The following is a 22,797-nucleotide window of genomic DNA, read 5'->3' on the forward strand; positions in this document are numbered from 1 at the left end:
AGGGTGGGCACCGTGCGGATGTACCCGGAGCCGACGGGCGAGGTGCGCATGAGTCTGTCACTGCGCTTCGCCGCCGGATCGCACAAAGGCATGATCCGCGAGGGCAACGAGGACTCGGGCTACGCCGGTCCCCGTCTGCTCGCGATCGCCGACGGGATGGGCGGCCAGGCCGCCGGTGAGGTCGCCAGCTCCGAGGTGATCTCCACCATCGTCGCGCTCGACGACGACGTACCCGGATCCGACATCCTCACCTCGCTCGGCACCGCCGTGCAGCGTGCCAACGACCAGCTCCGGCTGATGGTCGAGGAGGACCCGCAGCTCGAGGGCATGGGCACCACGCTCACCGCCCTGCTGTGGACCGGCCAGCGGCTCGGTCTCGTGCACGTCGGCGACTCCCGGGCGTACCTGCTGCGGGACGGCGTGCTCACGCAGATCACCCAGGACCACACCTGGGTGCAGCGCCTCGTCGACGAGGGCCGCATCACCGAGGAAGAGGCCACCACCCACCCGCAGCGCTCCCTGCTGATGCGCGCGCTGGGCAGTGGCGACCACGTCGAGCCCGACCTCTCGATCCGCGAGGTCCGCGCCGGCGACCGGTACCTGATCTGCTCCGACGGCCTCAGCGGCGTCGTCTCCCACCAGACGATGGAAGACACCCTCGCCAGCTACCAGGGCCCGCAGGAGACCGTGCAGGAGCTCATCCAGCTCGCGCTGCGCGGCGGCGGCCCGGACAACATCACCGTCATCGTGGCCGACGTCCTCGACATCGACTCCGGTGACACCCTCGCGGCACAGCTCTCCGACACCCCCGTCGTGGTCGGCGCGGTCGCCGAGAACCAGCACCAGCTCCACGACAACGGCGCCATGCAGACCCCCGCGGGCCGCGCCTCCGGCCTCGGCCGGCCCGTGCCCGGACAGGGCGGCGGCGGCGAGTTCGGCCCGCCCGGCAGCGGCGACACCACCGGCTACGTCTCCACGAACGGCTTCGGGGACTACACCGACGAGGACTTCGTCAAGCCGCGCTCCGGACGCAGGTGGCTCAAGAGGTCCTTCTACGTCGTCCTGACGCTCGCCGTCATCGGCGGCGGCCTGTACGGCGGCTACCGCTGGACGCAGACGCAGTACTACGTCGGCGCCCAGGACGACCACGTCGCCCTCTACCGGGGCATCAGCCAGGACCTGGCCTGGGTCTCGCTCTCGAAGGTGGAGAAGAACCACCCCGAGATCGAACTCAAGTACCTGCCGCCGTACCAGCAGCAGCAGGTCAAGGCGACCATCACCGAGGGCGGCCTCGCGGACGCGCAGGCGAAGATCGACGAACTCGCCGTGCAGGCCTCCGCCTGCCGCAAGGACGCCCAGCGCCGCGCCACCAAGAGCCAGAACAGCGCGAAGCCCGGTTCCGACAAGGCCGACGGGACCACGGGAACCACAAAGACCTCTCTGACGTCCAAGGCCACGTCCAGCCCGAGCCCGACCCCGTCGAGCTCGGCACCCTCGTCCTCCAAGTCCACGACCGCACCCACTCCCACACCCGGCCCCAGCCTCTCCGACGAGGAGCAGAAGCTGGTCTCGCTGTGCGGTAAGCAGTAAGAAGCCGTGAGGGGCCCTGTCACACGATGAGCAGTAGTACGAACACGCCGACACACCACACGTCCACGATCGGATCGATCGGCACACCGAGCCGACGCAACACCGAACTGGCCTTGCTGGTGTTCGCCGTCGTCATCCCGGTGTTCGCCTACGCCAACGTGGGCCTCGCCATCGACGACAAGGTGCCCACCGGCCTGCTGAGCTACGGCGCCGGCCTCGGCCTGCTGGCCGGCGTCGCCCACCTCGCGGTGCGCAAGTTCGCCCCGTACGCGGACCCGCTGCTGCTGCCGCTGGCCACGCTCCTCAACGGGCTCGGCCTGGTGATCATCTGGCGGCTCGACCAGTCCAAGCTGCTCCAGTCGATCAACCAGGCGGGCAACGCGGCACCACGCCAGCTCCTGTACACCGCGCTGGCCATCGCCCTGTTCGTCGCCGTGCTGTTCTTCCTGAAGGACCACCGCGTCCTGCAGCGCTACACGTACATCTCCATGGTCGGCGCCCTGGTCCTGCTGTTGCTCCCGCTGGTCCCCGGCCTGGGTGCCAACATCTACGGCGCCAAGATCTGGATCTCGGTCGCCGGCTTCTCCATCCAGCCCGGTGAGTTCGCGAAGATCGTCCTCGCGATCTTCTTCGCCGGCTACCTGATGGTGAAGCGCGACGCGCTCGCCCTGGCCAGCCGCCGCTTCATGGGCCTGTACCTGCCGCGCGGCCGCGACCTCGGCCCGATCCTCGTGGTCTGGTTCATCTCGATCCTGATCCTGGTCTTCGAGACCGACCTCGGTACGTCGCTGCTGTTCTTCGGCATGTTCATCGTCATGCTGTACGTCGCCACCGAGCGGACGAGCTGGATCGTCTTCGGTCTGCTGATGTCGGCGGGCGGCGCGGTCGGTGTGGCGACCTTCGAACCGCACATCCAGACCCGTGTCCAGGCCTGGCTCGACCCGATGCACGAGTACCTGCTCAGCCAGTCCGGGGTCCAGGACGGCATCATCCACTCCGAGCAGGCCATGCAGGCGCTGTGGGCGTTCGGCTCCGGCGGCACCCTCGGCACCGGCCTCGGTCAGGGCCACTCCGAGCTCATCCGCTTCGCCGCGAACTCCGACTTCATCCTCGCCACGTTCGGCGAGGAACTGGGTCTCGCCGGAGTCATGGCGATCCTGGTGCTCTACGGCCTGATCGTCGAGCGCGGCATCCGCACGGCACTCGCGGCCCGCGACCCCTTCGGCAAGCTCCTCGCCGTCGGCCTCTCCGGCGCCTTCGCCCTCCAGGTCTTCGTGGTCGCCGGCGGCGTCATGGGCCTGATCCCGCTGACCGGTATGACCATGCCGTTCCTGGCCTCCGGCGGTTCCTCCGTCATCGCCAACTGGGCGCTCGTCGGAGTCCTGATCCGCATCAGCGACACCGCCCGCCGGCCGGCGCCCGCGCCCGCCCCCAGCCCCGACGCCGAGATGACCCAGGTGGTCCGCCCGTGAACAAGCCCCTGCGCCGGATCGCGATCTTCTGCGGGCTCCTCGTCCTCGCCCTGCTCCTCCGCGACAACTACATCCAGTACGTCCAGGCGGACACCCTGCGAACCGACTCGCACAACCGCCGCGTCGCCATCGAGCGGTACGCCACCCCGCGCGGCAACATCATCGTCGACGGCAACCCCATCACCGGGGCCACCGAGACGAAGAAGAACGGCATCAACGACTTCGTCTACAAGCGCACCTACAAGGACGGCGCCATGTGGGCGCCGGTCACCGGGTACGCCTCGCAGGCCTTCGACGCCTCCCAGCTCGAGAAGCTGGACGACGGCATCCTCACCGGCAACGACGACCGGCTCTTCTTCCGCAACACCCTCGACATGGTCACGGGCAAGCCGAAGCAGGGCGGCAACGTCGTCACCACCCTGAACGCCGCCGCGCAGAAGGCCGCCTACAAGGGCCTGCTGAGCCGGGGCAAGGGCGCCGTCGCCGCGATCAACCCGCAGACCGGCGCGATCCTGGCGCTGGCCTCCACCCCGTCGTACGACCCCTCGTCCTTCGCCGGAAACACCAACACCGACGCGAAGGCCTGGAACAAGCTCCAGAAGAAGAACAACCCCGACGACCCGATGCTCAACCGGGCGCTGCGCGAGACCTACCCGCCGGGCTCCACCTTCAAGGTGGTCACCGCGGCCGCGGCGCTGGAGAACGGCCTGTACACGACAGCGGAGCAGCACACCGACACCCCGCTGCCGTACATCCTGAAGGGCACCCGGACCGAGCTGAAGAACGAGGGGAACATCCCCTGCAAGGACGCCACCATGCGCGTGGCGCTCAAGGTGTCCTGCAACACGGTCTTCGGCAAGATCGGCGCCGACCTCGGCAAGGACAAGATGCAGGAGGAGGCCGAGAAGTTCGGCTTCAACTCCGAGCAGCTCACCCCGGTGCGCTCCAACGCCTCCGTCTTCCCCAAGAAGATGGACGACGCGCAGACCGCGCTCAGCTCCATCGGCCAGTTCGAGACGGCCGCCACCCCGCTGCAGATGGCCATGGTGGCCTCCGCCGTGGCCAACCAGGGCACGCTCATGAAGCCCTACATGGTGGACAAGCTGCAGGCGCCCAACCTGGACGTCATCTCGCAGACCGAGCCCGAGAAGATGAGCCAGCCGCTCTCCGAGGCCAACGCCCAGATCCTGCAGTCCATGATGGAGACGGTCGTCAAGGAGGGCACGGGCACGAAGGCCCAGATCTCCGGTGTCACCGTCGGCGGCAAGACGGGTACCGCGCAGCACGGTGTCGCCAACAGTGAGAAGCCTTACGCGTGGTTCATCTCCTACGCGAAGCTCCCCGACGGCAGCTCCCCGGTCGCCGTGGCGGTCGTCGTCGAGGACGGCAGCGCCAGCCGCGACGACATCTCCGGTGGCGGTCTGGCCGCCCCCATCGCAAGGGACGTGATGAAGGCAGTCATCGACAGCAAGAAGTGACCCCGCTCACGTCCCCATCACATCGGTGCACGTTGCGATACCGGTCCTGTCACGGGTGACGGTCTAGGCCAGGTCACAGAACGCGATCCGGGTACCGTGTGCCCGGACAGCACACCGCCGGACCACACAAAGGTGCGGTCGGGACCGACGGAGAGGGCTGGTAGGTAGCTATGGAAGAGCCGCGTCGCCTCGGCGGCCGGTACGAGCTGGGCCACGTGCTCGGCCGTGGTGGCATGGCCGAGGTCTACCTCGCGCATGACACCCGGCTCGGCCGTACCGTGGCGGTGAAGACGCTGCGGGCCGACCTCGCACGCGATCCGTCGTTCCAGGCCCGGTTCCGCCGGGAGGCCCAGTCGGCCGCCTCGCTCAACCATCCCGCGATCGTCGCCGTCTACGACACGGGTGAGGACTACATCGACAACACCTCCATCCCGTACATCGTGATGGAGTACGTCGACGGATCCACGTTGCGCGAGCTGCTGCACTCGGGACGCAGACTGCTGCCCGAGCGGTCGATGGAGATGACCATCGGCATCCTCCAGGCCCTGGAGTACTCGCACCGCGCCGGCATCGTCCACCGCGACATCAAGCCCGCCAACGTGATGCTCACGCGCAACGGCCAGGTCAAGGTCATGGACTTCGGCATCGCCCGCGCCATGGGCGACTCCGGCATGACGATGACGCAGACCGCCGCGGTCATCGGCACGGCCCAGTACCTCTCTCCCGAGCAGGCGAAGGGCGAACAGGTCGACGCCCGCTCGGACCTCTACTCCACCGGCTGCCTGCTCTACGAGCTGCTGACCGTGCGCCCGCCGTTCGTGGGCGACTCCCCGGTCGCCGTCGCGTACCAGCACGTCCGCGAGGAACCCCAGCCCCCGTCGGTCTTCGACCCCGAGATCACGCCCGAGATGGACGCGATCGTGCTGCGGGCCCTCGTGAAGGACCCGGACTACCGCTACCAGTCCGCCGACGAGATGCGCGCCGACATCGAGGCCTGCCTCGACGGCCAGCCCGTCGCGGCCAGCGCCGCCATGGGCTCGGTCGGGTACGGCGGCTACGGCGACGACCAGCCGACCACGGCCCTGCGCTCCTCGGACGCCCAGGCCACGTCGATGCTCCCGCCCATGAACCCGGACGACGGCGGCTACGGCTACGACGACCGCCCCGACCGGCGCCGCCAGAAGAAGAACAACACCTCGACGATCCTCCTGGTCGTCGCGGGTGTCCTGGTCCTCATCGGCGCGATCCTGATCGGGAAGTACGCGTTCTCCGGCAAGGGAACGGCCAACGACTCGTTCAAGGTGCCCAACTTCGTGAGCCAGACGCTGGGCGACGCCCAGAAGATGGCGGACAACCGCGAGCTGAAGCTCTCACCCACCCGCAAGCCGTGCGACGACGAGCCCAAGGGCAACGTCTGTTCGCAGGACCCGGCCGTGGGCTCGACGGTGAAGAAGGGCGACACGATCAACGTGGTCGTGTCCACCGGGGCGCCGAAGGTCGCGGTGCCCAGCGTCACGGGCAAGACCCTGGACGAGGCCAAGCAGATCCTCGGGGACGAGAAGTACGGGTTCACGGTCAAGACGAAGTACGAGGAGTCCGGCGAGGAGCCGAACACCGTCCTGGACCAGAACCCGAAGCTCGGGGCCGAGGTGCAGAAGGGTTCGACCATCACCCTGACCATCGCCAAGGAGAAGAAGCAGTCCGTCGTCCCGGACGTCTCCGGGAAGAGCTGTGACGAGGCCAAGGCGCAGATGACGGCCAACAACCTCGTCGGTCAGTGCGTCGACACGGAGACCGACGACCAGAACCTGGTCGGCAAGGTCATCCAGACGACCCCGACGGCCAACACGCAGGCGGACCCCAACTCCACGGTGCAGATCCAGATCGGCAAGGCCAAGCAGCAGGCGACGGTGCCGTCCGTCGTCGGCAAGACGGTGGCCGAGGCGAGGCAGATCCTGCAGGGATCCGGCTTCAACAACATCCAGTTCGCCCAGGGCAGCGACGGAAGTGACGACGCCAGGGTGATCGGTCAGGACCCGCAGGCCAACAGCCCGGCCAACGGAAGCCCGGACAACACCACCGTCACGCTGACGACGATCAAGATCGGCGGCAACAACGGGGGCAACAACAACGGAGGCGGCGGCCTCTTCGGCGGCAACAACGGCTGAGGCCCGCCAAGAACCGCCCTCGGGCGAGCGACAAGGAAAGGGCCCCGGCACTCTCGAGTGCCGGGGCCCTTTCCGTCGTCCTGCCGTCACTTCCGTGCGGCGCGACGGCGCTTTCGGAGCTAGCGCAGTTCCTTCGGCGGGGTTCGCGCGTTGTCGACCTTTTCCACGCGTTCCAGTTCGCCCCAGACCACGTAGCGGTAGCGGGAGGTGTACACCGGGGTGCAGGTCGTCAGGGTGATGTAGTGGCCGGGCTTCGCCTTGCCGGACTGCTTCGGGACCGTCTGGAGCACCTTGACGTTGTACTTCGAGGTCTGCGGAAGGATGTCGAAGACCTTGTAGACGTACCACTTGTCCCGGGTCTCGAAGACGATCGCGTCGCCCTGGGCGATCTTGTCGATGTTGTGGAACCTGGCGCCGTGGCCGTCCCGGTGGGCGGCGAGCGTGAAGTTGCCGTTCTTGCCGGTCATCGGCAGGGACGACTTGACGGGTTCCGTGTAGTAGCCGGCGACGCCGTCGTTGAGGACCTTCGTCGCCGTGCCCTTCTCGACCAGGACCTCGCCGTTCTTCATCGCCGGGACGTGCAGGAAGCCGATGCCGTCCTTGGTGTCCAGAGCGCCCGGACCGCTCGGCGACTGCGCCCAGTGGTCACGGACCTTGTCACCCTGCTTGTGCGCCTCGCGGTCGGCCACGACGTTCGTCCACCACAGCGAGTAGACGACGAACAGGCCGAGCACCAGTCCCACCGTGATGAGGAGTTCACCGAAGACGCTGACCGTCGTCGCGAACCATCCCATGGGCCGGCGCCCACCGCGCACGTCACCGGAGACCGTGTATCCGGCGTCCGATCCGGCGCGTTCGTCGTGGTCGATCCTCGCTGCCACTGTTCATCTGCCCCGTCTGGTCTGTCTCAGGTTGTCTCTCGTGCACGTCCCGCCCGCGCGCGCGTCCGTACGTACCGGCGCCGGCGTCCGTCCTCAGCCGCCCATCAGCGCGTCGGGCTTGCCCTTGCTGCGCGGCCGGTCCTCGACCATCTTGCCCCAGACGATCATCCGGTACTTACTGGTGAACTCCGGTGTGCAGGTGGTCAGGGTGATGTAGCGACCCGGTCCGGTGAATCCCGAACCCTTGGGGATCGGATCGAGCACGCTCGTGTTGCCCGGACTCGTCACCGGCAGGATCGACGCCATCTTGTAGACGTAGTAGTCGTCCTGCGTCTCGACGACGATCTCGTCGCCCGGCTTGAGGCGGTTGATGTACCGGAACGGTTCGCCATGGGTGTTGCGGTGCCCGGCGAGCGCGAAGTTGCCGGTCTTGGCGTCCGGCATCGCCGTCTTGAGAGGCGCCTCGCCGTAGTGGCCGACCATGCCGCGGTCCAGCACCTTCGTCTTGCTGATGCCCTCCGCGATCGGCGCGACCACGTCCAGCTTCGGGATGTGCAGGATGGCGAAGCCCTGCCCGGGCGAGAACGTCCCCGGGTTGCGCTTGCCGTTCGCCCAGTCCTGCTGGAGGCTGCTCGCCTCGCTGCCCGCCTGCTGGTGCGCCCGCACGTTCGACCACCAGAGCTGGTAGGTCACGAACAGCAGCATCAGCACGCCGGCGGTGATGAACACCTCGCCGACCATCCGGCTCACGAGAACCACGGCGCCCGGTTTCGAGGCCCGTGCCGCGCGGCGGGCGTCCATCCGACTCCGCGGGGCTCCAGCGGCCCCCTGAGCCGCTTCCTGGGGCTCGTGGGGGTCCTGTGGCCCTCCGGGCCGCCCGTGGCGTCCGGCGGCCTTACGGCGGGCCGCACGCCCCCCGTCGGCGGGGCCGGTCCCACTGTCGGCCGCCCGCGCGCGGCGCTCCGCCCTCGCGGGCGAGCCCGGTAGACGCAACGCGACCGTCTCGTCGTCGAACGGCAGGCTCGGCGCGACCGGTTCGGCGACGGGAGCCGCGACGGGTGCGGCCATCGGTCCGCGATGGTGGGGCACCGCGGGCTCCTGGTACGGCGGGGCGTACGCCCGCTCGTACTCGTCCGCGTACGACGGTGCCGCCGCCGGGGTGGAGGGCATCGCCCGCGTCTGTGTCTGCGCCCGGACTGCCTGCGCTTGGGCCTGGGCCTGCGCTTGGGCTTGAGCTTGGGCCTGTGCCTGTGCCTGCGCCTGTGCCTGTGCCTGCGCCTGCGCCTGCGCCTGCGCGGCATACGCCTGCGCCGCTTGTGCCTGGGCCGCGTGCACTTGGGCGGCCTGCAACCGTGCGGCCTGCTGCTGCTGCTGCGCGGCGTACCAGTCAGGTCCGTACCCGCCCTGGCCGTAGCCCTGCTGCGGTACGCCCTGTCCCTGGTCGGGCAGCGGATCCGTCAGCGGGTCCGCGAGCCCTCCGACCGCCGCCTCGAACGCGCCGGCGCCCCCGTACGCGGCCTCGCCGCCGTAGGGGGAGCTGTCGCGCTCGGGGCGCAGCGCGGTCACGCCGTGGCCCTGCCCACCACCGGGGCGAGCCCCGCCGACCTCGCCACGGCCACCTTGTCACCGCACTCGAGCAACCAGTTGGCGAGCATCCGGTGGCCGTGCTCGGTCAGCACCGACTCCGGGTGGAACTGCACGCCCTCGACCGGCAGTTCACGGTGTCTCAGACCCATGACGATCCCGTCGTGGGTACGGGCCGTGACCTCCAGCTCGGCCGGAACCGTCTCCGGCTCGGCCGCCAGCGAGTGGTAACGGGTCGCCGTGAAGGGCGACGGCAGTCCGGCGAAGACGCCCTTGCCGTAGTGCTCCACGAGCGAGGTCTTGCCGTGCAGCAGCTCGGGCGCCCGGTCGACCACGCCTCCGTACGCCACCTGCATCGACTGCATCCCGAGGCAGACACCGAAGACAGGGACCCCGGTAGCGGCGCAGTGCCGGACCATGTCGATGCAGACACCGGCCTGTTCGGGAGCGCCGGGCCCCGGGGACAGGAGCACACCGTCGAAGCCGTCCTGGGCGTGCGCCGTCGACACCTCGTCGTTGCGCAGCACCTCGCACTCCGCGCCCAACTGGTAGAGGTACTGGACCAGGTTGAAGACGAAGCTGTCGTAGTTGTCCACAACGAGAATGCGCGTGCTCACTGGCTGTCCACCGTCACATCGTTGAAGGGCAGCAGCGGTTCGGCCCACGGGAAGACGTACTGGAAGAGCACGTAGACCACCGCCAGGACGAGGACGAGCGAGATCAGCGCCCTCACCCATACGCTCCCCGGCAGATGCCGCCAGATCCAGCCGTACATGCCGTCCCTTCCGTCGCCGTACGCCAACAGACTAACGGCGCAGAGCCGCCGGTTTCCCTGCCTCCACAGGCTGTGTGGAATCAAGATGTGCCCAGACGATCAACCGATGGCTGTGCCCCCACTCCGGATCACACGTGGTCAGCGTGAGATAGCGTCCCGGACGCGTATACCCGGACTTACGTGGCACAGGGTCGATCACCTCAACGTCCGAGGGCACTGTTTTGTATGGGCCTTTGTCGATCCGATACGTGAACCAGGTCGTCCCGTCCGTCAGCACCACCGCGTCACCCCGCCGGAGCTCGGGAAAGTCCTTGAACGGATCACCGTACGTACGCCGGTGGCCCGCGACCGAGAAGTTGCCCTCCTGGCCGAGCTGCGCGGTCCCCCGGTAGTGACCGAGCCCCTGCTTCAGCACCCGCGTGGCCGTGCCTTCGAGCACGGGCTTGTTCCACGTGAAACCAAGACGCGGGATGTACATGACCGCGAAAGGGCCGCCGTACTTGTAGGGGCCAGGCGCCTTCGGACTTCCGGTGGCCGTCCCCCCGCCGCCTGTGCCGCCCGACGAGTCCGACCCCGACTCCGTCGAGCGGGCCGGCGCACCCTTCGACCACTGCTTCTGGAGCACTTCGATCTGGTGGTCCATCGCGCTGTCGGCCTTGACCCCCGTCCAGAACAGCACGTAGACCACGAAGAGCACGATCAGGGTGCCGACGGTCAGGCACAGCTCACTGATCGTCCTGACGAACACTCGCACCGACACAAGGCCCCCCGGCGGCAGTTCGCTCCACGGGCTTCGCCCACTGCTCCGCGAGGTCCGGGCGCCTACTCCACGGGCTTCGCGTAGTGGAGATCCACTGTGCCCGAGTAGCCGGGAAGAGTCATCGTCCCGTTCTCATCGACTTTCCAGCCGAGCCCGTAGACGTTGACGTACACCATGTAGTTCTGGATCGCCGGTGAGGCGGCGAGCGACTTCTGGAGCTTCGCCGGGTCTCCGATGGCGGTGATCTTGTAGGGGGGCGAGTAGACGCGGCCCTGGAGGATCAGGGTGTTGCCGACGCAGCGGACGGCGCTCGTCGAGATCAGCCGCTGGTCCATCACCTTGATGCCCTTGGCGCCGCCCTGCCACAGGGCGTTCACCACCGCCTGGAGGTCCTGCTGGTGGATGACCAGGTAGTCGGGCTGCGGCTCGGGGTAGCCGGGAAGCTTCGCCGTCGCGTTCGGCGGGGCGTCGTTGAGCGTGACCGTGACGGCCTCGCCCTTGAGCTTCCGGGTGCCCGCGTTCTTCTCCAGCGCCGCGAGCCTGGCGTCGCCTGCCGCGCTGCCGCCGTCCTCGCTGCCGGCCAGGGCGTCCACGTCCCGGCGCAGGCCGCCGTTGGTCTCGTCCAGCGTCGCGTTCTTGTGGCTGCGCTCCTGGATCAGGTCGGACAGCTTCAGCAGCGACGAATCCGTACGGATGTTCGTACCCTTGGCCGTGTCGAAGCTCGTGAAGAAGATGAGGCCCGCGAGGGCGAAGACGGCCACCGTGAGCACACGTACGGGCCGGAAACGGTGCGTACCGCCAGGACTGGAATCCGTCCCGGGGGAGTCGGCAGAATTGCTCAACGTACCCTTATCTCCTTCGGCGCCGCGGAAGCACTACGCTAACGGACGCCCGGGGGAGCACTCAGTGTCCCCTTGTACGCTGCCCCGGAGCCCCGCCCCAGTTCCCTGCGCGGCCACGCAGCGCATCGACAGGAGAGACCCTCGTGCCGAAGTCACGTATCCGCAAGAAGGCCGACTACACGCCGCCCCCGGCGAAGCAGGCGACCAACATCAAGCTGACCAGCAACACCTGGGTCGCACCGGCCATGCTGGCCATGTTCCTCATCGGCCTCGCCTGGATCGTCGTCTTCTACGTGACGGACGGCACCCTGCCGATCGACGCGCTCGACAACTGGAACATCGTGGTCGGCTTCGGCTTCATCGCGGCCGGGTTCGGCGTCTCCACACAGTGGAAGTGACCGGCTTCGCTCACCTGGGAGCGACCCGGGCGCGAGTTCTGCCCACAGCCCTCCACTGAGTTATCCACAAGAGTTGTCCACAGGTGGAAAAGAAAGACGATCTGTGGATAACTAATGGGCGGTTGACGCCGGTGTGACTGGTCCACCGACCCCCGCAAACCTGTTCGCCCCCTGTCCGACCTGGGGAAACCCGGGTCCGTGACAGGGGGCACAGTTGTTCCCGCAGCGCGTGCACAAGATCCACCGTGATCTGTGGACAACATCACTTCTCAGGTGAGCCGTGCGCTCTCTCAGGTGAGCTGAGTCGTCCTGAGCAGCGTCGTGAGGACCACCGCGGCCAGCATGAGCCCGGCCACCCCGAACTGGACGAGGTTCCTCCGCTCGCGCGGGGCGTGGACCATGGCGTAGCCGACCACCACACCGCCGATCAGCCCGCCGACGTGCGCCTGCCAGGCGATGTTGAAGCCGGGCGAGAAGCTGATGATCAGGTTGACCACCAGCAGGCCGATGACCGGGCGCATGTCGTAGTTGAGCCGGCGCATCAGCACCGCGGTGGCGCCGAACAGGCCGAAGATCGCCCCGGAGGCGCCGAGCGACGGCTGCTGGGGGCCGGCGAGCAGATAGCTGAGCGCGCTGCCCGCGAGGCCGGAGACGAAGTAGAGCGTGATGTACCGGGCGCGGCCGAGCGCGGCTTCCAGGGGACCGCCGATCCACCACAGACTGACCATGTTGAACAGGATGTGCATGACGCCGCCGTGCAGGAACATCGACGTCACCATGCGGTACCACTGGCCTTCGGCCACGCCCTGGAACTCGCCGGAGAGCCAGGCACGGCCGAAGAGGTCGAAGCTGTTGGTGAAGGCGTCGCCCACCACGACCTGGACGAGGTAGAGGGCCAGGTTGAGGCCGATCAGCAGCTTGGTGACGAGCCGGGGATCGGACGCGACGGTGCCGCCCGCGAGGGTGCGGGGCTGGTTGGCCGCCGGGGCGTGGCCGGTGCCGGAGCCGCCGCGGACGCACTCGGGGCACTGGAAGCCGACGGAGGCACTGACCATGCACTCGGGGCAGATCGGACGCTCGCAGCGGGTGCAGCGCACGCCGGCCTCGCGGTCCGGGTGCCGGTAGCAGCCGGGCAGGCTCCGGGCGTCCTGCGGTCCCTGATCCGGCGGGCCCTGCGGGCTGCCGGGCGGCTGCTGGTCCATGGGGTCCCCTCAATCTCCGTACGGCTCGCACACGGTCTCGGCGGGTCCGGGTGCAACGCACCGCCCCGTCCATCCTTACGGATGAACGGGGCGTTTGGTTCCCTGCGGGATGCTTCGGACTCACGGACGGCAGCCCGGCGCGGACTCAGCGTTCGCGGGTCTCGACGACGACCGATTCGATCACGATGTCCTGGAGCGGGCGCTCCGTGCGCGGGTTGGTCGCGGCACCGGCGATGGCGTCCACGACCTTCTGGCTGGCGGCGTCCGTGATCTCGCCGAAGATGGTGTGCTTGCGGGTCAGCCAGGCCGTCGGGGCGACGGTGACGAAGAACTGCGAGCCGTTGGTGGCGGGGCCGGCGTTGGCCATGGCCAGCAGGTAGGGCCTGTCGAAACGGAGGTCCGGGTGGAACTCGTCCTCGAACTGGTAGCCGGGGCCCCCGGTGCCGTTGCCGAGCGGGTCACCGCCCTGGATCATGAAGCCGCTGATCACCCGGTGGAAGACCGTGCCGTCGTACAGCTTGTCCATGGATTTCGCACCCGTCTCCGGGTTGACCCACTCGCGCTCACCCGTGGCGAGTTCGACAAAGTTCCGGACCGTCTTCGGCGCGTGATTCGGCAGGAGCCGGATGTCGATGTCGCCTTGGCTGGTCTTCAGGGTGGCGTAAAGCTGCTCGGCCACGATCTGCCTTCCGTTGCCTTCTCTTGACGGCCCGATCCTCGCACGGACCGGGCCGCCCGGCCCCTGACCGCCACCCCCGGACGCACGTGCGGATACCGGCTCTCGGAGAACCCGGTACGAACGGAACGTCGCGCCCACGGAAAGTCGGCCATACGGAACGTCGTACGTACGGAAATCCCGTCGAGTCGCGCCGGACGGGAGCGGCCCGAGTCGATCCGTGGCATTGTCGACGACAAGCTCCCGTTGCCCCGTATTGATCCACTATCTCACTTGATCGACACCTGACCGACACCTGACCGGCTCCGTCCCCGGAGTCTCCGGGAGTCGGTATCCGTGACACGGATGCCCGCCCTCACATGCCCCGGACCCCATGGGCGGGCATGATCCCCCTAGGGGTGGAAAGGTGAACTGTGTGTCTTTGGGGGTACCTGGTACCCCCGACGTACGCCACCGAGGAGGAGGAGACCCGTGACCCGCATCGACAGCGTGCGCGCCGCGACCGGCTCGGCGAAGGACAGCGTGCTGCACGCCGCGGAAGTGGTGGCGCCTTACGCCGACACGGCCAAGGACAGGGCCTCGTACTACGCGACCGAAGCACGAGTTCGGCTCGCGCCGAAGGTGTCGCAGGCCGCCGAACAGGCCCGCGTCCAGTACGACGCCCATCTCGCACCGCGCCTTGAGCAAGCCCGTACCCATGTGCCGCCGAAGGTCGACCAGGTCGCCCAGGAGGCGGCCGTCCGCACCCGCAGGGCGGCTCGTCAGGCCGCCGACTACTCCAAGCCGAAGATCGAGCAGGCGGTGGCCGCGACCCAGCCCGTTCGGGACGAAGCGGCGGCGCGCGGTGTGGCGGCCATCGCCGCCCTGCGCGGCCAGGTCACACCGCAGGAGATCCAGAAGCTGCTCCGCAAGCACGATCGTCGGGCGAGGGCCGGCCGTCTCGTGAAGACGCTGGCCGTGCTGGGACTTCTGGCGGGCGGTGCTTTCGCCGCCTGGAAGTGGTGGGACAAGCAGGCCAACCCGGACTGGCTCGTCGAGCCTCCGGCCGCGACCGAGGTGCCCGAGGGTGGGCATCTGTCGGCGGTCGACGGCAGCGGCCAGTCCGACCTGGACCCCGAGGTCCAGGTCAAGGAAGCCGAGGAGAAGGCGGCCGAGCGCGACGACCGCCACTGACCGGTCCAACATCGCGGCGGGGCAGGAGACTTGAGGGTCTCCTGCCCCGCCGCGATGTTTCACGTGGAACATCGGCACGGGCGACCGCGGCACTCCGCGAGGATTTACCCGTACCGCTCACGATGACGTTTGCAACGGCCCGCGTGTGCAGCATCCATGGAGATGTTGTTGACGGAATGCGTCGAACCGATCACTCGGCAGCCGGTGCGGCAGCTCACACAAGGGTCCTGACAGCCCCACGGCCCCCGCGACCCCGCGTCGGCCGTACGCGCGACGGGGCCGCGGGCCGCACGTCACTCACGTCGTTTGCGCAAAGAAATGCAACCCCTGCAAAGCCACTCCTGTGACTCAGGTCACTGGGGTCACTTCCCGGGTCGCTTCCCGGCGATCACGTCCACCCCGAGGGCCGGCCCGCCAGGTGCGCGCCCGCGGACACAGGGCATACGAAAACCGGCCAGTCGCCACTGTGGGCGTCTGGCCGGTCCGGTGTGTGGAGCCTAGGGGAGTCGAACCCCTGACATCTGCCATGCAAAGACAGCGCTCTACCAACTGAGCTAAGGCCCCCTGAGAGGAGCGTCCGACCACAGGAACCATCTGTCGACGGGCGCCGCAGACCAGAGTACCGGGTCACCCAGGGGATCTCGCAAAATATTGGGGGTCCCCGTGGACGACCACTCTCCGTAAGATGCTCGACGTGGTTCGCTGTCGCGAACCGCGGTACTTGGGGAAGCGATGGGGAGACGCAATGGACGCCGCACAGCAGGAAGCAACCGCGAGAGCCCGGGAGCTGCAGCGGAACTGGTACGGGGAGCCGTTGGGGGCGCTCTTCCGTAGGCTCATAGAGGACCTGGGTCTGAACCAGGCGCGTCTCGCCGGGGTGCTAGGGCTGTCCGCACCCATGCTGTCGCAGCTGATGAGCGGTCAGCGGGCCAAGATCGGCAATCCGGCCGTGGTCCAGCGCGTCCAGCTTCTACAGGACCTGGCGGGGCAGGTCGCCGACGGGAGCGTCAGCGCCGCCGAGGCGACCGAGCGGATGGACGAGATCAAGAAGTCCCAGGGGGGATCGGTGTTGAGCAACACCACACAGTCCACGACCAGTTCGGGAGCCCCGACGGTCAAGCGCGTGGTCCGCGAGATCCAGTCGCTGCTGCGTTCGGTGGCCGCGGCCGGAGACATCATCGACGCGGCGGACACCCTCGCCCCGACCCACCCGGAACTGGCAGAGTTCCTCCGGGTCTACGGTGCCGGCCGTACGTCCGACGCGGTCGCGCACTACCAGTCCCACCAGAGCTGAGCCGAGCCCGGCCGCCGACCGCCCGGCGCTGGAGGCAGTGACGCCTTCCAGCCGCCGAACGTCATGCAGCCGGGCACCTCGGAAGAGGTCTCCGGACCGACCGCCGAAGGGGAGCGACGTACGACCATGGGTGAGGTCTTCGCAGGCCGGTACGAACTGGTCGACCCGATCGGGCGCGGGGGAGTCGGTGCGGTGTGGCGTGCCTGGGACCACCGGCGGCGCCGTTACGTGGCCGCCAAGGTGCTCCAGCAGAGCGACGCGCACGCCCTGCTGCGGTTCGTGCGGGAACAGGCGCTGCGGATCGACCATCCCCATGTGCTGGCTCCCGCGAGCTGGGCCGCGGACGACGACAAGGTCCTGTTCACAATGGATCTGGTCGCAGGGGGCTCCCTGGTCCATCTGGTCAACGACTACGGCCCCCTGCCTCCCGCCTTCGTCTGCGTTCTGACCGACCAGCTCCTCGCGGGTCTCGCCGCCGTGCACGCGGAGGGGGTGGTGCACCGGGACATCAAGCCCGCCAACGTGCTCCTCGAAGCGACGGGCACGGGCCGGCCGCGGTTGCGGCTGTCCGACTTCGGCATCGCCATGCGGCTGGGTGAACCGCGGCTCACCGAGACCAACTACGTGGTGGGGACGCCGGGTTACTTCGCACCCGAGCAGATGCTGGGCTCCGAACCCGATTTCCCCGCCGACCTGTTCGCCGTCGGCCTGGTCGCCCTGTACCTCCTGGAGGGCAGCAAGCCCGACGCCAAGGCGCTGATCGAGTACTTCGCCGAGCACGGCACGCCGTCCGCGCCGCGGGGCATACCCGAGCCGTTGTGGCAGGTCCTGGCGATGCTCCTCCAGCCGGATCCGCACGCCCGGTTCAGGACCGCCACCGGGGCGCGCAAGGCCCTGGCCGCCGCCGTCGAGCTGCTGCCCGAGCCCGGACCCGACGACGAGCTGATCGAGGTCTTCGACCAACTCGGTCCGCTGCCCGAGGGGTTCGGTCCCACGGGTCCGTCGGGACGGGGGACTGTTTCGCCAGGGGGTTCACGGACCTTGTCCTCCCAGGGGCTTCCGGACACCACCGAAGCGGCCGGCTCGCGATACGACGCGGACGATTCCGGCCGCTCCACCCTTCTTCCCGCCTCGACGTCCGCGACCGGCCCGGAGGACGCCTCCCTCTCCGCGTACGGCTCGGAGCCGAAGGTCCCTCAGCGGTCAGGGGAGTTGCGGGAGCCGGAGCAAGACGTGCCGGGAGGGGTCCTGGCCGGTTCCGGCGCCGGAACCGGTACCGGGACCGAGACCGGGACCGAGACCGGGACCGGGACCGGGACCGGACATCGTGGCCTCGGGACCGGGGGCGTACTGAAGGACCCTTCCACCGGCGCGGAGGGGGGCTCGGGGCAGTGGCCCGCCGAGGACGGCCGGCCGACTCCAGCGGGCCCCGCGGAAGCGGGAGTCGAGTCCGACCAGGAACACATACGCCCCCCGGCGGCCACCGACGGCATAGGCGCTGAACCCGGATCCCCCGCCGCACAGGCTCGGCCCGCGTCCGGCGGCGTACCGCCCCGGCCCGCATCGGATGACGTACAGGCTCGCTCCACCCCCGGTGACGTGCCGGCTCAGCCCGCCTCCGATGGCGTACGGGCTCGCCCCACCCCCGCCGATCCACCGGCTCAGCCCGCCTCCGGCCGCGTACAGCCCCGGCCCGGATCCGACGGCGTACAGGCTCCCCCCACCCCCGGTGACATACAGGTTCAGCCCGCTTCCGGCCGCGTACAGCGGCGCGCATTCGACGACGTACAGCCTCGGCCCGGGGCCCAGGACGACCGGTCCCCTGCCGCACCGGAGGACACACCCCGGGACCCCGTCCCCGGGATCTCCCCCCGGCCGCCCTCGATGTCGGACACCGGAAGCTTTCACCTGCCCCCGCCGCGGCCCCAGGCCCCCGCCGACCCCCGGCGGCAACCGCGGACCGGGCCTTCCGGCGACCGGTCCCCGTACCTGCGGACGCGGCACCTCGAGGAGTCCCGGCCGGACCGGCAGACGCCCACTCCCCCTGCCCCGATCCCGCTCCCCCCGTCGTCCGCGCCGTTCTCTCCGCCGCCGTTCGACCCGACCCCGACCCCGACTCCCCCGACCACGCCCCTTCCCGTGTACGCGTCCTCCCCTCACCGCTCCCCCGTTCCACCCGCCGCGATGCCGCAGCACACGTACGCCCCCACCGCCTCGTACACCGCTCGGTCCGTCCAGGTGCCGCCGGGGACCACGGCACGTCCGGAGCACCGCAGGAGGCACACGCGGCCGCGGCCGGGGCCGCCCGCCACGGTCGCCGTGCCGATGCTGCTGCTCGCGCTGGCCTGCTTCGCGGTGGGGTTCTGGGCGCTGAGCCAGGTCTGAGGACAGAGGGCGAGGCCGGGAGCCGGCGCTACCGGCCCCGCGTCGCCCCGTGTTCCCAGGGGGCCGGAGCCGGCATCGGCAGGGAGGCCGAGGCCGTGTCCGCGTCCTCGGGTGCGGGCCGGACGGGTCGCACCGCACGGCGGCGGGCGATCACGGTCCACAGCCCCAGCGTGAGCGCCAGCAGGGTTCCGGTGCCGATACCGCCCGCGGCGATCAGTTTCATGACCCCACTGCGGCCGGCGTCGCCACCGCTGGTCCCGGTGCCGGCCGGGCCGTCCGCCGTCCTGTCGCCGGCCGCGTCGTCGGAGCCGCCCACCGGGACGGCGAACACGTCCCGGGGTGTCGGTCTCCCGTCGTACGCGGGCCCTTTCCCGGCCGCTCCGGCCACGCGCACCCGCAGCGTCAGCCCGAACGGCCCCTCGCCGAAGCGGTCGGCGACCTGCGCGGCGAGATGGACCACGAGGTAGTAGGAACCGGCGAACCGCATGCCGCTCACGCGGTCGTTGAGCGCGTAGCGGTTCTCGTAGGCGACGGGCGGCAGGGGGTGGAGCGCGGCGGACCGCTGACTGCCGTCGTACCCGGAGCCGACATCGTCGACGAAGCCTCGTACCGGGTTGTAGAGGGACATGACCAGAGCCGTGCCGACAGAGCCCTCCCCGCCGCTCGCGCTGCCCAGGTCGGCGGTCGCGGAGATCTGCTGTCCCCAGTCGACGGGCACCTTGTAGAAGCGGGTCTGTCCCGGGCTGATGCCGTCCTTCCAGACTCCCTGTCCGAGCAGTGCGGCCCCGCTGAATCCCGCTCCGCCGCCGCGGCGCTTCGGGTCCCCGACGACCGCCTCGGGCGACGCGGAGTTCCAGGCCTCCGGAGCCCTCGTGGGGCCGGACGCCTCCTTCAGACCGGGCTCCGACACATAGCCGAGCTCCAGGTCCCAGGGACGGGACGCGGAAGACCCCGGGTCCGACGGACCCGTCGTACCGCTCGTCGCACCCGCCGCTCCGGTGCGTTCGACGACCACGTAGTACGTCCCCGCGGCCTGGCACGCGTACTGCTCACCGCTCGTCTCACGGGACGCCCAGGCGGCGATGGGGTGCGGGCTCTGGGTGGCGCCGAAGTGGACGGTGCCGCTGAAGGAGCAGTTGCGGCCGTTGGCGTCCTGCAGGGAGACCTTGAGGCCGTCCGCGTAGGAGACGGTCGCGCCGGGCCGGGGGACGGCGGTCACGGAGACGTACGCGTCGGAGACGGCGTCGAGTTCGAGGCGGTAGTACAGCCTGCCGTCCCTCCCCGTGAGCCCGGCGGAGTTCCTGTACGTCCGGCCGGCCCGCAGGAGTACGGAGTCGGTCGTGTCGGACGTGCCCTTGACCGTGATGGCGTCCTCGGCGAAGGCGTACGGCCCGGACGAGTCGTCGGCTGCCGTGCTCGCGCCCTCCGCGGTGGTCCTCGCGTCCGCGGTCCGCGCCTCGGTGGCCCTGGGGGCGGCGACAGCCGGGCCCGCGGGTGCGAGGGTCACGCACAGCGCGGCCGCCGCGGCCGTGGCCGTGAGGATCCGGCCGTGCCACGGCCTCGCACACCGGCCCTTCGTGCGCCGCCCCATCACGCGCCACCCCTCGTCGAAGCCCCTTTGGCGCGCACCATCCTGCCCCGTCGGCCACCGCGACACCCGGGCTATCCGTGGGAGCGGCCGAAAGGGAGCGGCCGAACCGCCACGGGTCTCACGCTCGCGACCGGTTCGTTCCGGTTCGCCTGCTTTCGCGAACCGGAGCGGGTTCCGGGAAACACAAAACCCCGACCGCGAGGCGGCCGGGGTCTGCTCCGAGACTGTTGTCGATCCTCACGAACCCGTGGGCACGGAGTCGGTCGCCTCCGTCCACAGATCCTGCTCGGCGCGATCCGCCTGGATCTGGCGGTACACGAGGAGCCCGCCGATGGCGGCCAGTGCGACCAGGAGAAGCTTCTTCACCGCGCGACCTCGTCCTTCGTTGACGTAGGGGACTTCTGGCGCCCGACTATACACACCGACCGATATCGATCGGTGACCTGGATCGGCCCTCAACTGCGGCCCCGCGCCCGGCGGTAGACCGGGAGACAACCGCTCCGATCTCACGGTGATCACATGTCACAGATGATGACTTTTGCGGTCATTCAAGGACTTTACCGATCACTTGCGGCCATCCGGGTGGTGTTCATCTGAACATCAACGCGCCACGGGCGCAGGTCCACCACTTCACGGTCCGCATACACATCATGAGGAAAGTACGCAAATCGACCGACCCGAAAGTGAGGGGCCGTGACCCAGAACAAGGTCATGAAGCTGTGGAGCGCGATCATCACCGCCTTCCTGGCGCTGTGCACGACGCTCGGACTCGTCACCACCACCGCGGCCGCCGCGGTACCGCAGGCCGGCCCGGTCCGCAACACCGAGACCCCGGTGGCGGCCCCGGCGATCGCCCCGGCCCCGGCCTCCTGGTCCTACAGCCGGGCACTGCCCCCCACGATGAAGCAACGCATCCGCGCCGAGGCCCACGGCTCCTCGCCGAGCTGCCGCCACCGCGCGCCCGCGGACGAGAACACGGCGGACCCCGCCGCTCTCGGCAGCCTGGAAGGCCTCGAGGAACCCGACGCCTGTTCCGGTCCGGAGGCCCTCGCGGCGCCCGGCACGGAGCCCCTGGGGGCCCTCACGCCGGTGGCCCGGCTCTGACGCTGAACCGGGCGCCACGACGGCGCCGACGCGGGCACCAGGAATGACCGACGGAAAGCGCCGTACGAGAACGCGGTACGGCGGAGAGTACGGAACACCGAAACCCCGGCTGTTTCCGAGGCATTGCGGCCCGACGGCTCCGTGAAGCCCCGAAACTCCCCGGGAAGCCCGAAACCCCCCGTGCGGCCTCCGCGAGCTCCGTGAAGGCCCCTTGGCTCCGTGAAGCCCCGTGAGCCGGCGGTACCCAGCCCCTCCTCCTGTTCCACCCGGCTGTCCACGCGGCCCGTCGCGCACTCCGCGGCATGTGGCCCGTAACCCCTCACAGACACCCTGACGTAGCGGCGAACTTGCGTACGAAGCACCCAGGGCACAGGCCCGGCGACTCGGAAGAGCCGCCGGGCCCTCGGCATGCGCGGCTCCAGCGGCATCCGCGCGAAAGCACGGAAGCACGGAAGCACACGGGAGCACGGGAGCACGGAACCTCAGTGCCGGAGCGGGTCGCCGACGACGAACGCCACCGTGAGCGCGGCCCAGGTGGGCGCCACGACGAGAACCGCGCCGAGGCGGATCCACCCGCCCCAGAGGACTCCGTCGGGCTTCCGGCACTCGAAGGAATCGTCGGCGTGACGGTGACGATGGCCGCTGCCGGGTCCGGCAGAGGCATCGGGGTCGGGGTCGCCCACATCACCTCGTGGGCAGAAGGCGCCGTAAACGCCGAAGACCCCCAACCCTGAGGGTTGGAGGTCTTCGAACTTGTGGGGCTAACAGGATTTGAACCTGTGGCCTCATCCTTATCAGGTCAATTACACAGACGCGATCGCCTTCGTCTCCTCCAGCTGGTCCTGGGATGAGCAGTGGTGGGGGTCCAGGGTGGACCGTCGAAGTTCGCGCATGTTGGTGTCAGTCGCTGATGTCAGCTCCTATACAGGCATGGCCCTGATGGATGGTTCGGCTCGTGGCGGCTGCCGTTTCACGTCCGCTGGACCCGTTGCGAGTGAAGAATGGGAGCATGGCGGCCCACCTGCGCTCTGAAGACGGCTGGCTCATCCTTGGTGATCAGCAGATCCCCGTGGAGGTGGACCTAGGCCTGTTCCTCCCGGACACAGGGCTGTGGGGTGGTGTCCTGCAGAACCTTCCACCAGGTCTGGCGGGAACCCTGAGAGACGCTGAGGTTCGCTTGCGGCTGCAGAACGATCAGGTACGGGAGATCCGCCTTCTGGCCGGCCCCCACGACGAAACGTCCGTGTCCTTCGTCGGCGAAGGAGAAGCGCCGTTCTGATCGCCTTCGCAGATCGAAGGCTTGAAAACCGTCGTGGCGCGAGTCACCGTGGGTTCAAATCCCACACCCACCGCAGGTGAACGGGCCCTGACCAGGTAAATCGGTCAGGGCCCGTTCTCGTGCCCAGTTTCTGCCAGAGCCCGTG

21 protein-coding genes and 1 tRNA gene are annotated in these 22,797 nt (G+C 69.2%); 10 read left to right on the forward strand and 12 right to left on the reverse strand.

What is annotated here, in order from left to right; all coding sequences use genetic code 11:
- Window positions 1-48: 48 nt before the first annotated feature.
- The 4 genes from ACIQ7M_RS36490 to pknB all read left to right on the forward strand — a co-directional run bounded on the left by ACIQ7M_RS36490 (window position 49) and on the right by pknB (window position 6,708).
- On the forward strand, window positions 49-1,590 hold the full coding sequence (locus ACIQ7M_RS36490) for a Stp1/IreP family PP2C-type Ser/Thr phosphatase (protein ID WP_355762005.1): 1,542 nt from the start codon (window positions 49-51) through the stop codon (window positions 1,588-1,590).
- Between the two features lie 26 nt (window positions 1,591-1,616).
- On the forward strand, window positions 1,617-3,062 hold the full coding sequence (locus tag ACIQ7M_RS36495; RefSeq protein WP_355762008.1) for an FtsW/RodA/SpoVE family cell cycle protein: 1,446 nt from the start codon (window positions 1,617-1,619) through the stop codon (window positions 3,060-3,062).
- Window positions 3,059-4,540 carry a peptidoglycan D,D-transpeptidase FtsI family protein gene (locus tag ACIQ7M_RS36500; protein ID WP_389838193.1) on the forward strand — a complete coding sequence of 494 codons (1,482 nt, stop codon included), beginning with the start codon at window positions 3,059-3,061 and terminating at the stop codon, window positions 4,538-4,540. Before ACIQ7M_RS36495 ends, ACIQ7M_RS36500 begins: the two co-directional genes overlap by 4 nt.
- Before the next feature lie 170 nt (window positions 4,541-4,710).
- A complete protein-coding gene (gene pknB / locus ACIQ7M_RS36505; protein WP_403652309.1) occupies window positions 4,711-6,708 on the forward strand; it encodes a Stk1 family PASTA domain-containing Ser/Thr kinase in 1,998 nt (665 codons plus the stop codon).
- A 119-nt stretch (window positions 6,709-6,827) separates the two neighbouring features.
- On the opposite strand, the gene ACIQ7M_RS36510 is transcribed toward pknB, so the two are convergent.
- The 6 genes from ACIQ7M_RS36510 to ACIQ7M_RS36535 all read right to left on the reverse strand — a co-directional run bounded on the left by ACIQ7M_RS36510 (window position 6,828) and on the right by ACIQ7M_RS36535 (window position 11,550).
- Complete coding sequence (locus tag ACIQ7M_RS36510; RefSeq protein ID WP_403652313.1) at window positions 6,828-7,589, reverse strand: class E sortase; 762 nt, start codon at window positions 7,587-7,589, stop codon at window positions 6,828-6,830.
- 93 nt (window positions 7,590-7,682) lie between these two features.
- Complete coding sequence (locus tag ACIQ7M_RS36515; protein WP_403652353.1) at window positions 7,683-8,759, reverse strand: class E sortase; 1,077 nt, start codon at window positions 8,757-8,759, stop codon at window positions 7,683-7,685.
- Window positions 8,760-9,151: 392 nt separating this feature from the next.
- The gene (locus ACIQ7M_RS36520; protein ID WP_355762018.1) at window positions 9,152-9,790 is read right to left on the reverse strand and encodes an aminodeoxychorismate/anthranilate synthase component II; all 639 of its coding nucleotides are present in this window, start codon (window positions 9,788-9,790) and stop codon (window positions 9,152-9,154) included.
- A complete protein-coding gene (locus ACIQ7M_RS36525) occupies window positions 9,787-9,948 on the reverse strand; it encodes a hypothetical protein (protein WP_355762020.1) in 162 nt (53 codons plus the stop codon). Before ACIQ7M_RS36525 ends, ACIQ7M_RS36520 begins: the two co-directional genes overlap by 4 nt.
- 31 nt (window positions 9,949-9,979) lie before the next feature.
- Window positions 9,980-10,702, reverse strand: a complete 723-nt coding sequence (locus ACIQ7M_RS36530; RefSeq protein ID WP_355762022.1) for a class E sortase — start codon at window positions 10,700-10,702, stop codon at window positions 9,980-9,982.
- A 68-nt stretch (window positions 10,703-10,770) separates the two neighbouring features.
- Window positions 10,771-11,550 (reverse strand): DUF881 domain-containing protein, encoded by a 780-nt coding sequence (locus ACIQ7M_RS36535; RefSeq protein ID WP_355762024.1) that lies wholly within the window; start codon window positions 11,548-11,550, stop codon window positions 10,771-10,773.
- A gap of 143 nt (window positions 11,551-11,693) precedes the next feature.
- Here ACIQ7M_RS36535 and crgA point away from each other — a divergent pair, with 143 nt between their 5' ends.
- A complete protein-coding gene (gene crgA, locus ACIQ7M_RS36540; RefSeq protein ID WP_326786732.1) occupies window positions 11,694-11,948 on the forward strand; it encodes a cell division protein CrgA in 255 nt (84 codons plus the stop codon).
- A gap of 290 nt (window positions 11,949-12,238) precedes the next feature.
- Here crgA and ACIQ7M_RS36545 read toward each other — a convergent pair whose 3' ends face one another.
- Both ACIQ7M_RS36545 and ACIQ7M_RS36550 read right to left on the reverse strand, forming a co-directional pair.
- Window positions 12,239-13,150, reverse strand: a complete 912-nt coding sequence (locus ACIQ7M_RS36545) for a rhomboid family intramembrane serine protease (protein WP_403652319.1) — start codon at window positions 13,148-13,150, stop codon at window positions 12,239-12,241.
- A 145-nt stretch (window positions 13,151-13,295) separates the two neighbouring features.
- A complete protein-coding gene (locus tag ACIQ7M_RS36550) occupies window positions 13,296-13,829 on the reverse strand; it encodes a peptidylprolyl isomerase (protein WP_389838211.1) in 534 nt (177 codons plus the stop codon).
- A 468-nt stretch (window positions 13,830-14,297) separates the two neighbouring features.
- Here ACIQ7M_RS36550 and ACIQ7M_RS36555 point away from each other — a divergent pair, with 468 nt between their 5' ends.
- A complete protein-coding gene (locus ACIQ7M_RS36555; RefSeq protein ID WP_389838213.1) occupies window positions 14,298-14,999 on the forward strand; it encodes a DUF5324 family protein in 702 nt (233 codons plus the stop codon).
- Window positions 15,000-15,490: 491 nt separating this feature from the next.
- Here the strand turns inward: ACIQ7M_RS36555 and ACIQ7M_RS36560 are convergent.
- A tRNA-Ala gene (locus ACIQ7M_RS36560) sits at window positions 15,491-15,563 on the reverse strand.
- 181 nt (window positions 15,564-15,744) lie between these two features.
- Between ACIQ7M_RS36560 and ACIQ7M_RS36565 the strand changes: the two genes are divergently transcribed.
- Entirely contained in the window at window positions 15,745-16,293 is a 549-nt protein-coding gene (locus ACIQ7M_RS36565; RefSeq protein WP_037614940.1) for a transcriptional regulator, read from the forward strand.
- A 126-nt stretch (window positions 16,294-16,419) separates the two neighbouring features.
- On the forward strand, window positions 16,420-18,678 hold the full coding sequence (locus ACIQ7M_RS36570; protein WP_403652323.1) for a protein kinase: 2,259 nt from the start codon (window positions 16,420-16,422) through the stop codon (window positions 18,676-18,678).
- Between the two features lie 28 nt (window positions 18,679-18,706).
- Here ACIQ7M_RS36570 and ACIQ7M_RS36575 read toward each other — a convergent pair whose 3' ends face one another.
- Both ACIQ7M_RS36575 and ACIQ7M_RS36580 read right to left on the reverse strand, forming a co-directional pair.
- Window positions 18,707-20,269, reverse strand: a complete 1,563-nt coding sequence (locus tag ACIQ7M_RS36575) for a hypothetical protein (protein WP_403652326.1) — start codon at window positions 20,267-20,269, stop codon at window positions 18,707-18,709.
- 237 nt (window positions 20,270-20,506) lie between these two features.
- Window positions 20,507-20,635: a DLW-39 family protein gene (locus ACIQ7M_RS36580; RefSeq protein WP_003999697.1), complete on the reverse strand. Its 129-nt coding sequence runs from the start codon at window positions 20,633-20,635 to the stop codon at window positions 20,507-20,509.
- Between the two features lie 327 nt (window positions 20,636-20,962).
- Between ACIQ7M_RS36580 and ACIQ7M_RS36585 the strand changes: the two genes are divergently transcribed.
- Window positions 20,963-21,373, forward strand: a complete 411-nt coding sequence (locus ACIQ7M_RS36585; protein ID WP_403652329.1) for a DUF6344 domain-containing protein — start codon at window positions 20,963-20,965, stop codon at window positions 21,371-21,373.
- Between the two features lie 482 nt (window positions 21,374-21,855).
- On the opposite strand, the gene ACIQ7M_RS36590 is transcribed toward ACIQ7M_RS36585, so the two are convergent.
- On the reverse strand, window positions 21,856-22,056 hold the full coding sequence (locus ACIQ7M_RS36590) for a hypothetical protein (RefSeq protein ID WP_403652332.1): 201 nt from the start codon (window positions 22,054-22,056) through the stop codon (window positions 21,856-21,858).
- 326 nt (window positions 22,057-22,382) lie between these two features.
- Here ACIQ7M_RS36590 and ACIQ7M_RS36595 point away from each other — a divergent pair, with 326 nt between their 5' ends.
- Entirely contained in the window at window positions 22,383-22,652 is a 270-nt protein-coding gene (locus tag ACIQ7M_RS36595; protein ID WP_403652335.1) for a hypothetical protein, read from the forward strand.
- Window positions 22,653-22,797 lie beyond the last annotated feature (145 nt).

The sequence above is a fragment of the Streptomyces sp. NPDC096324 genome (assembly GCF_044763015.1).
Lineage (GTDB): Bacteria > Actinomycetota > Actinomycetes > Streptomycetales > Streptomycetaceae > Streptomyces.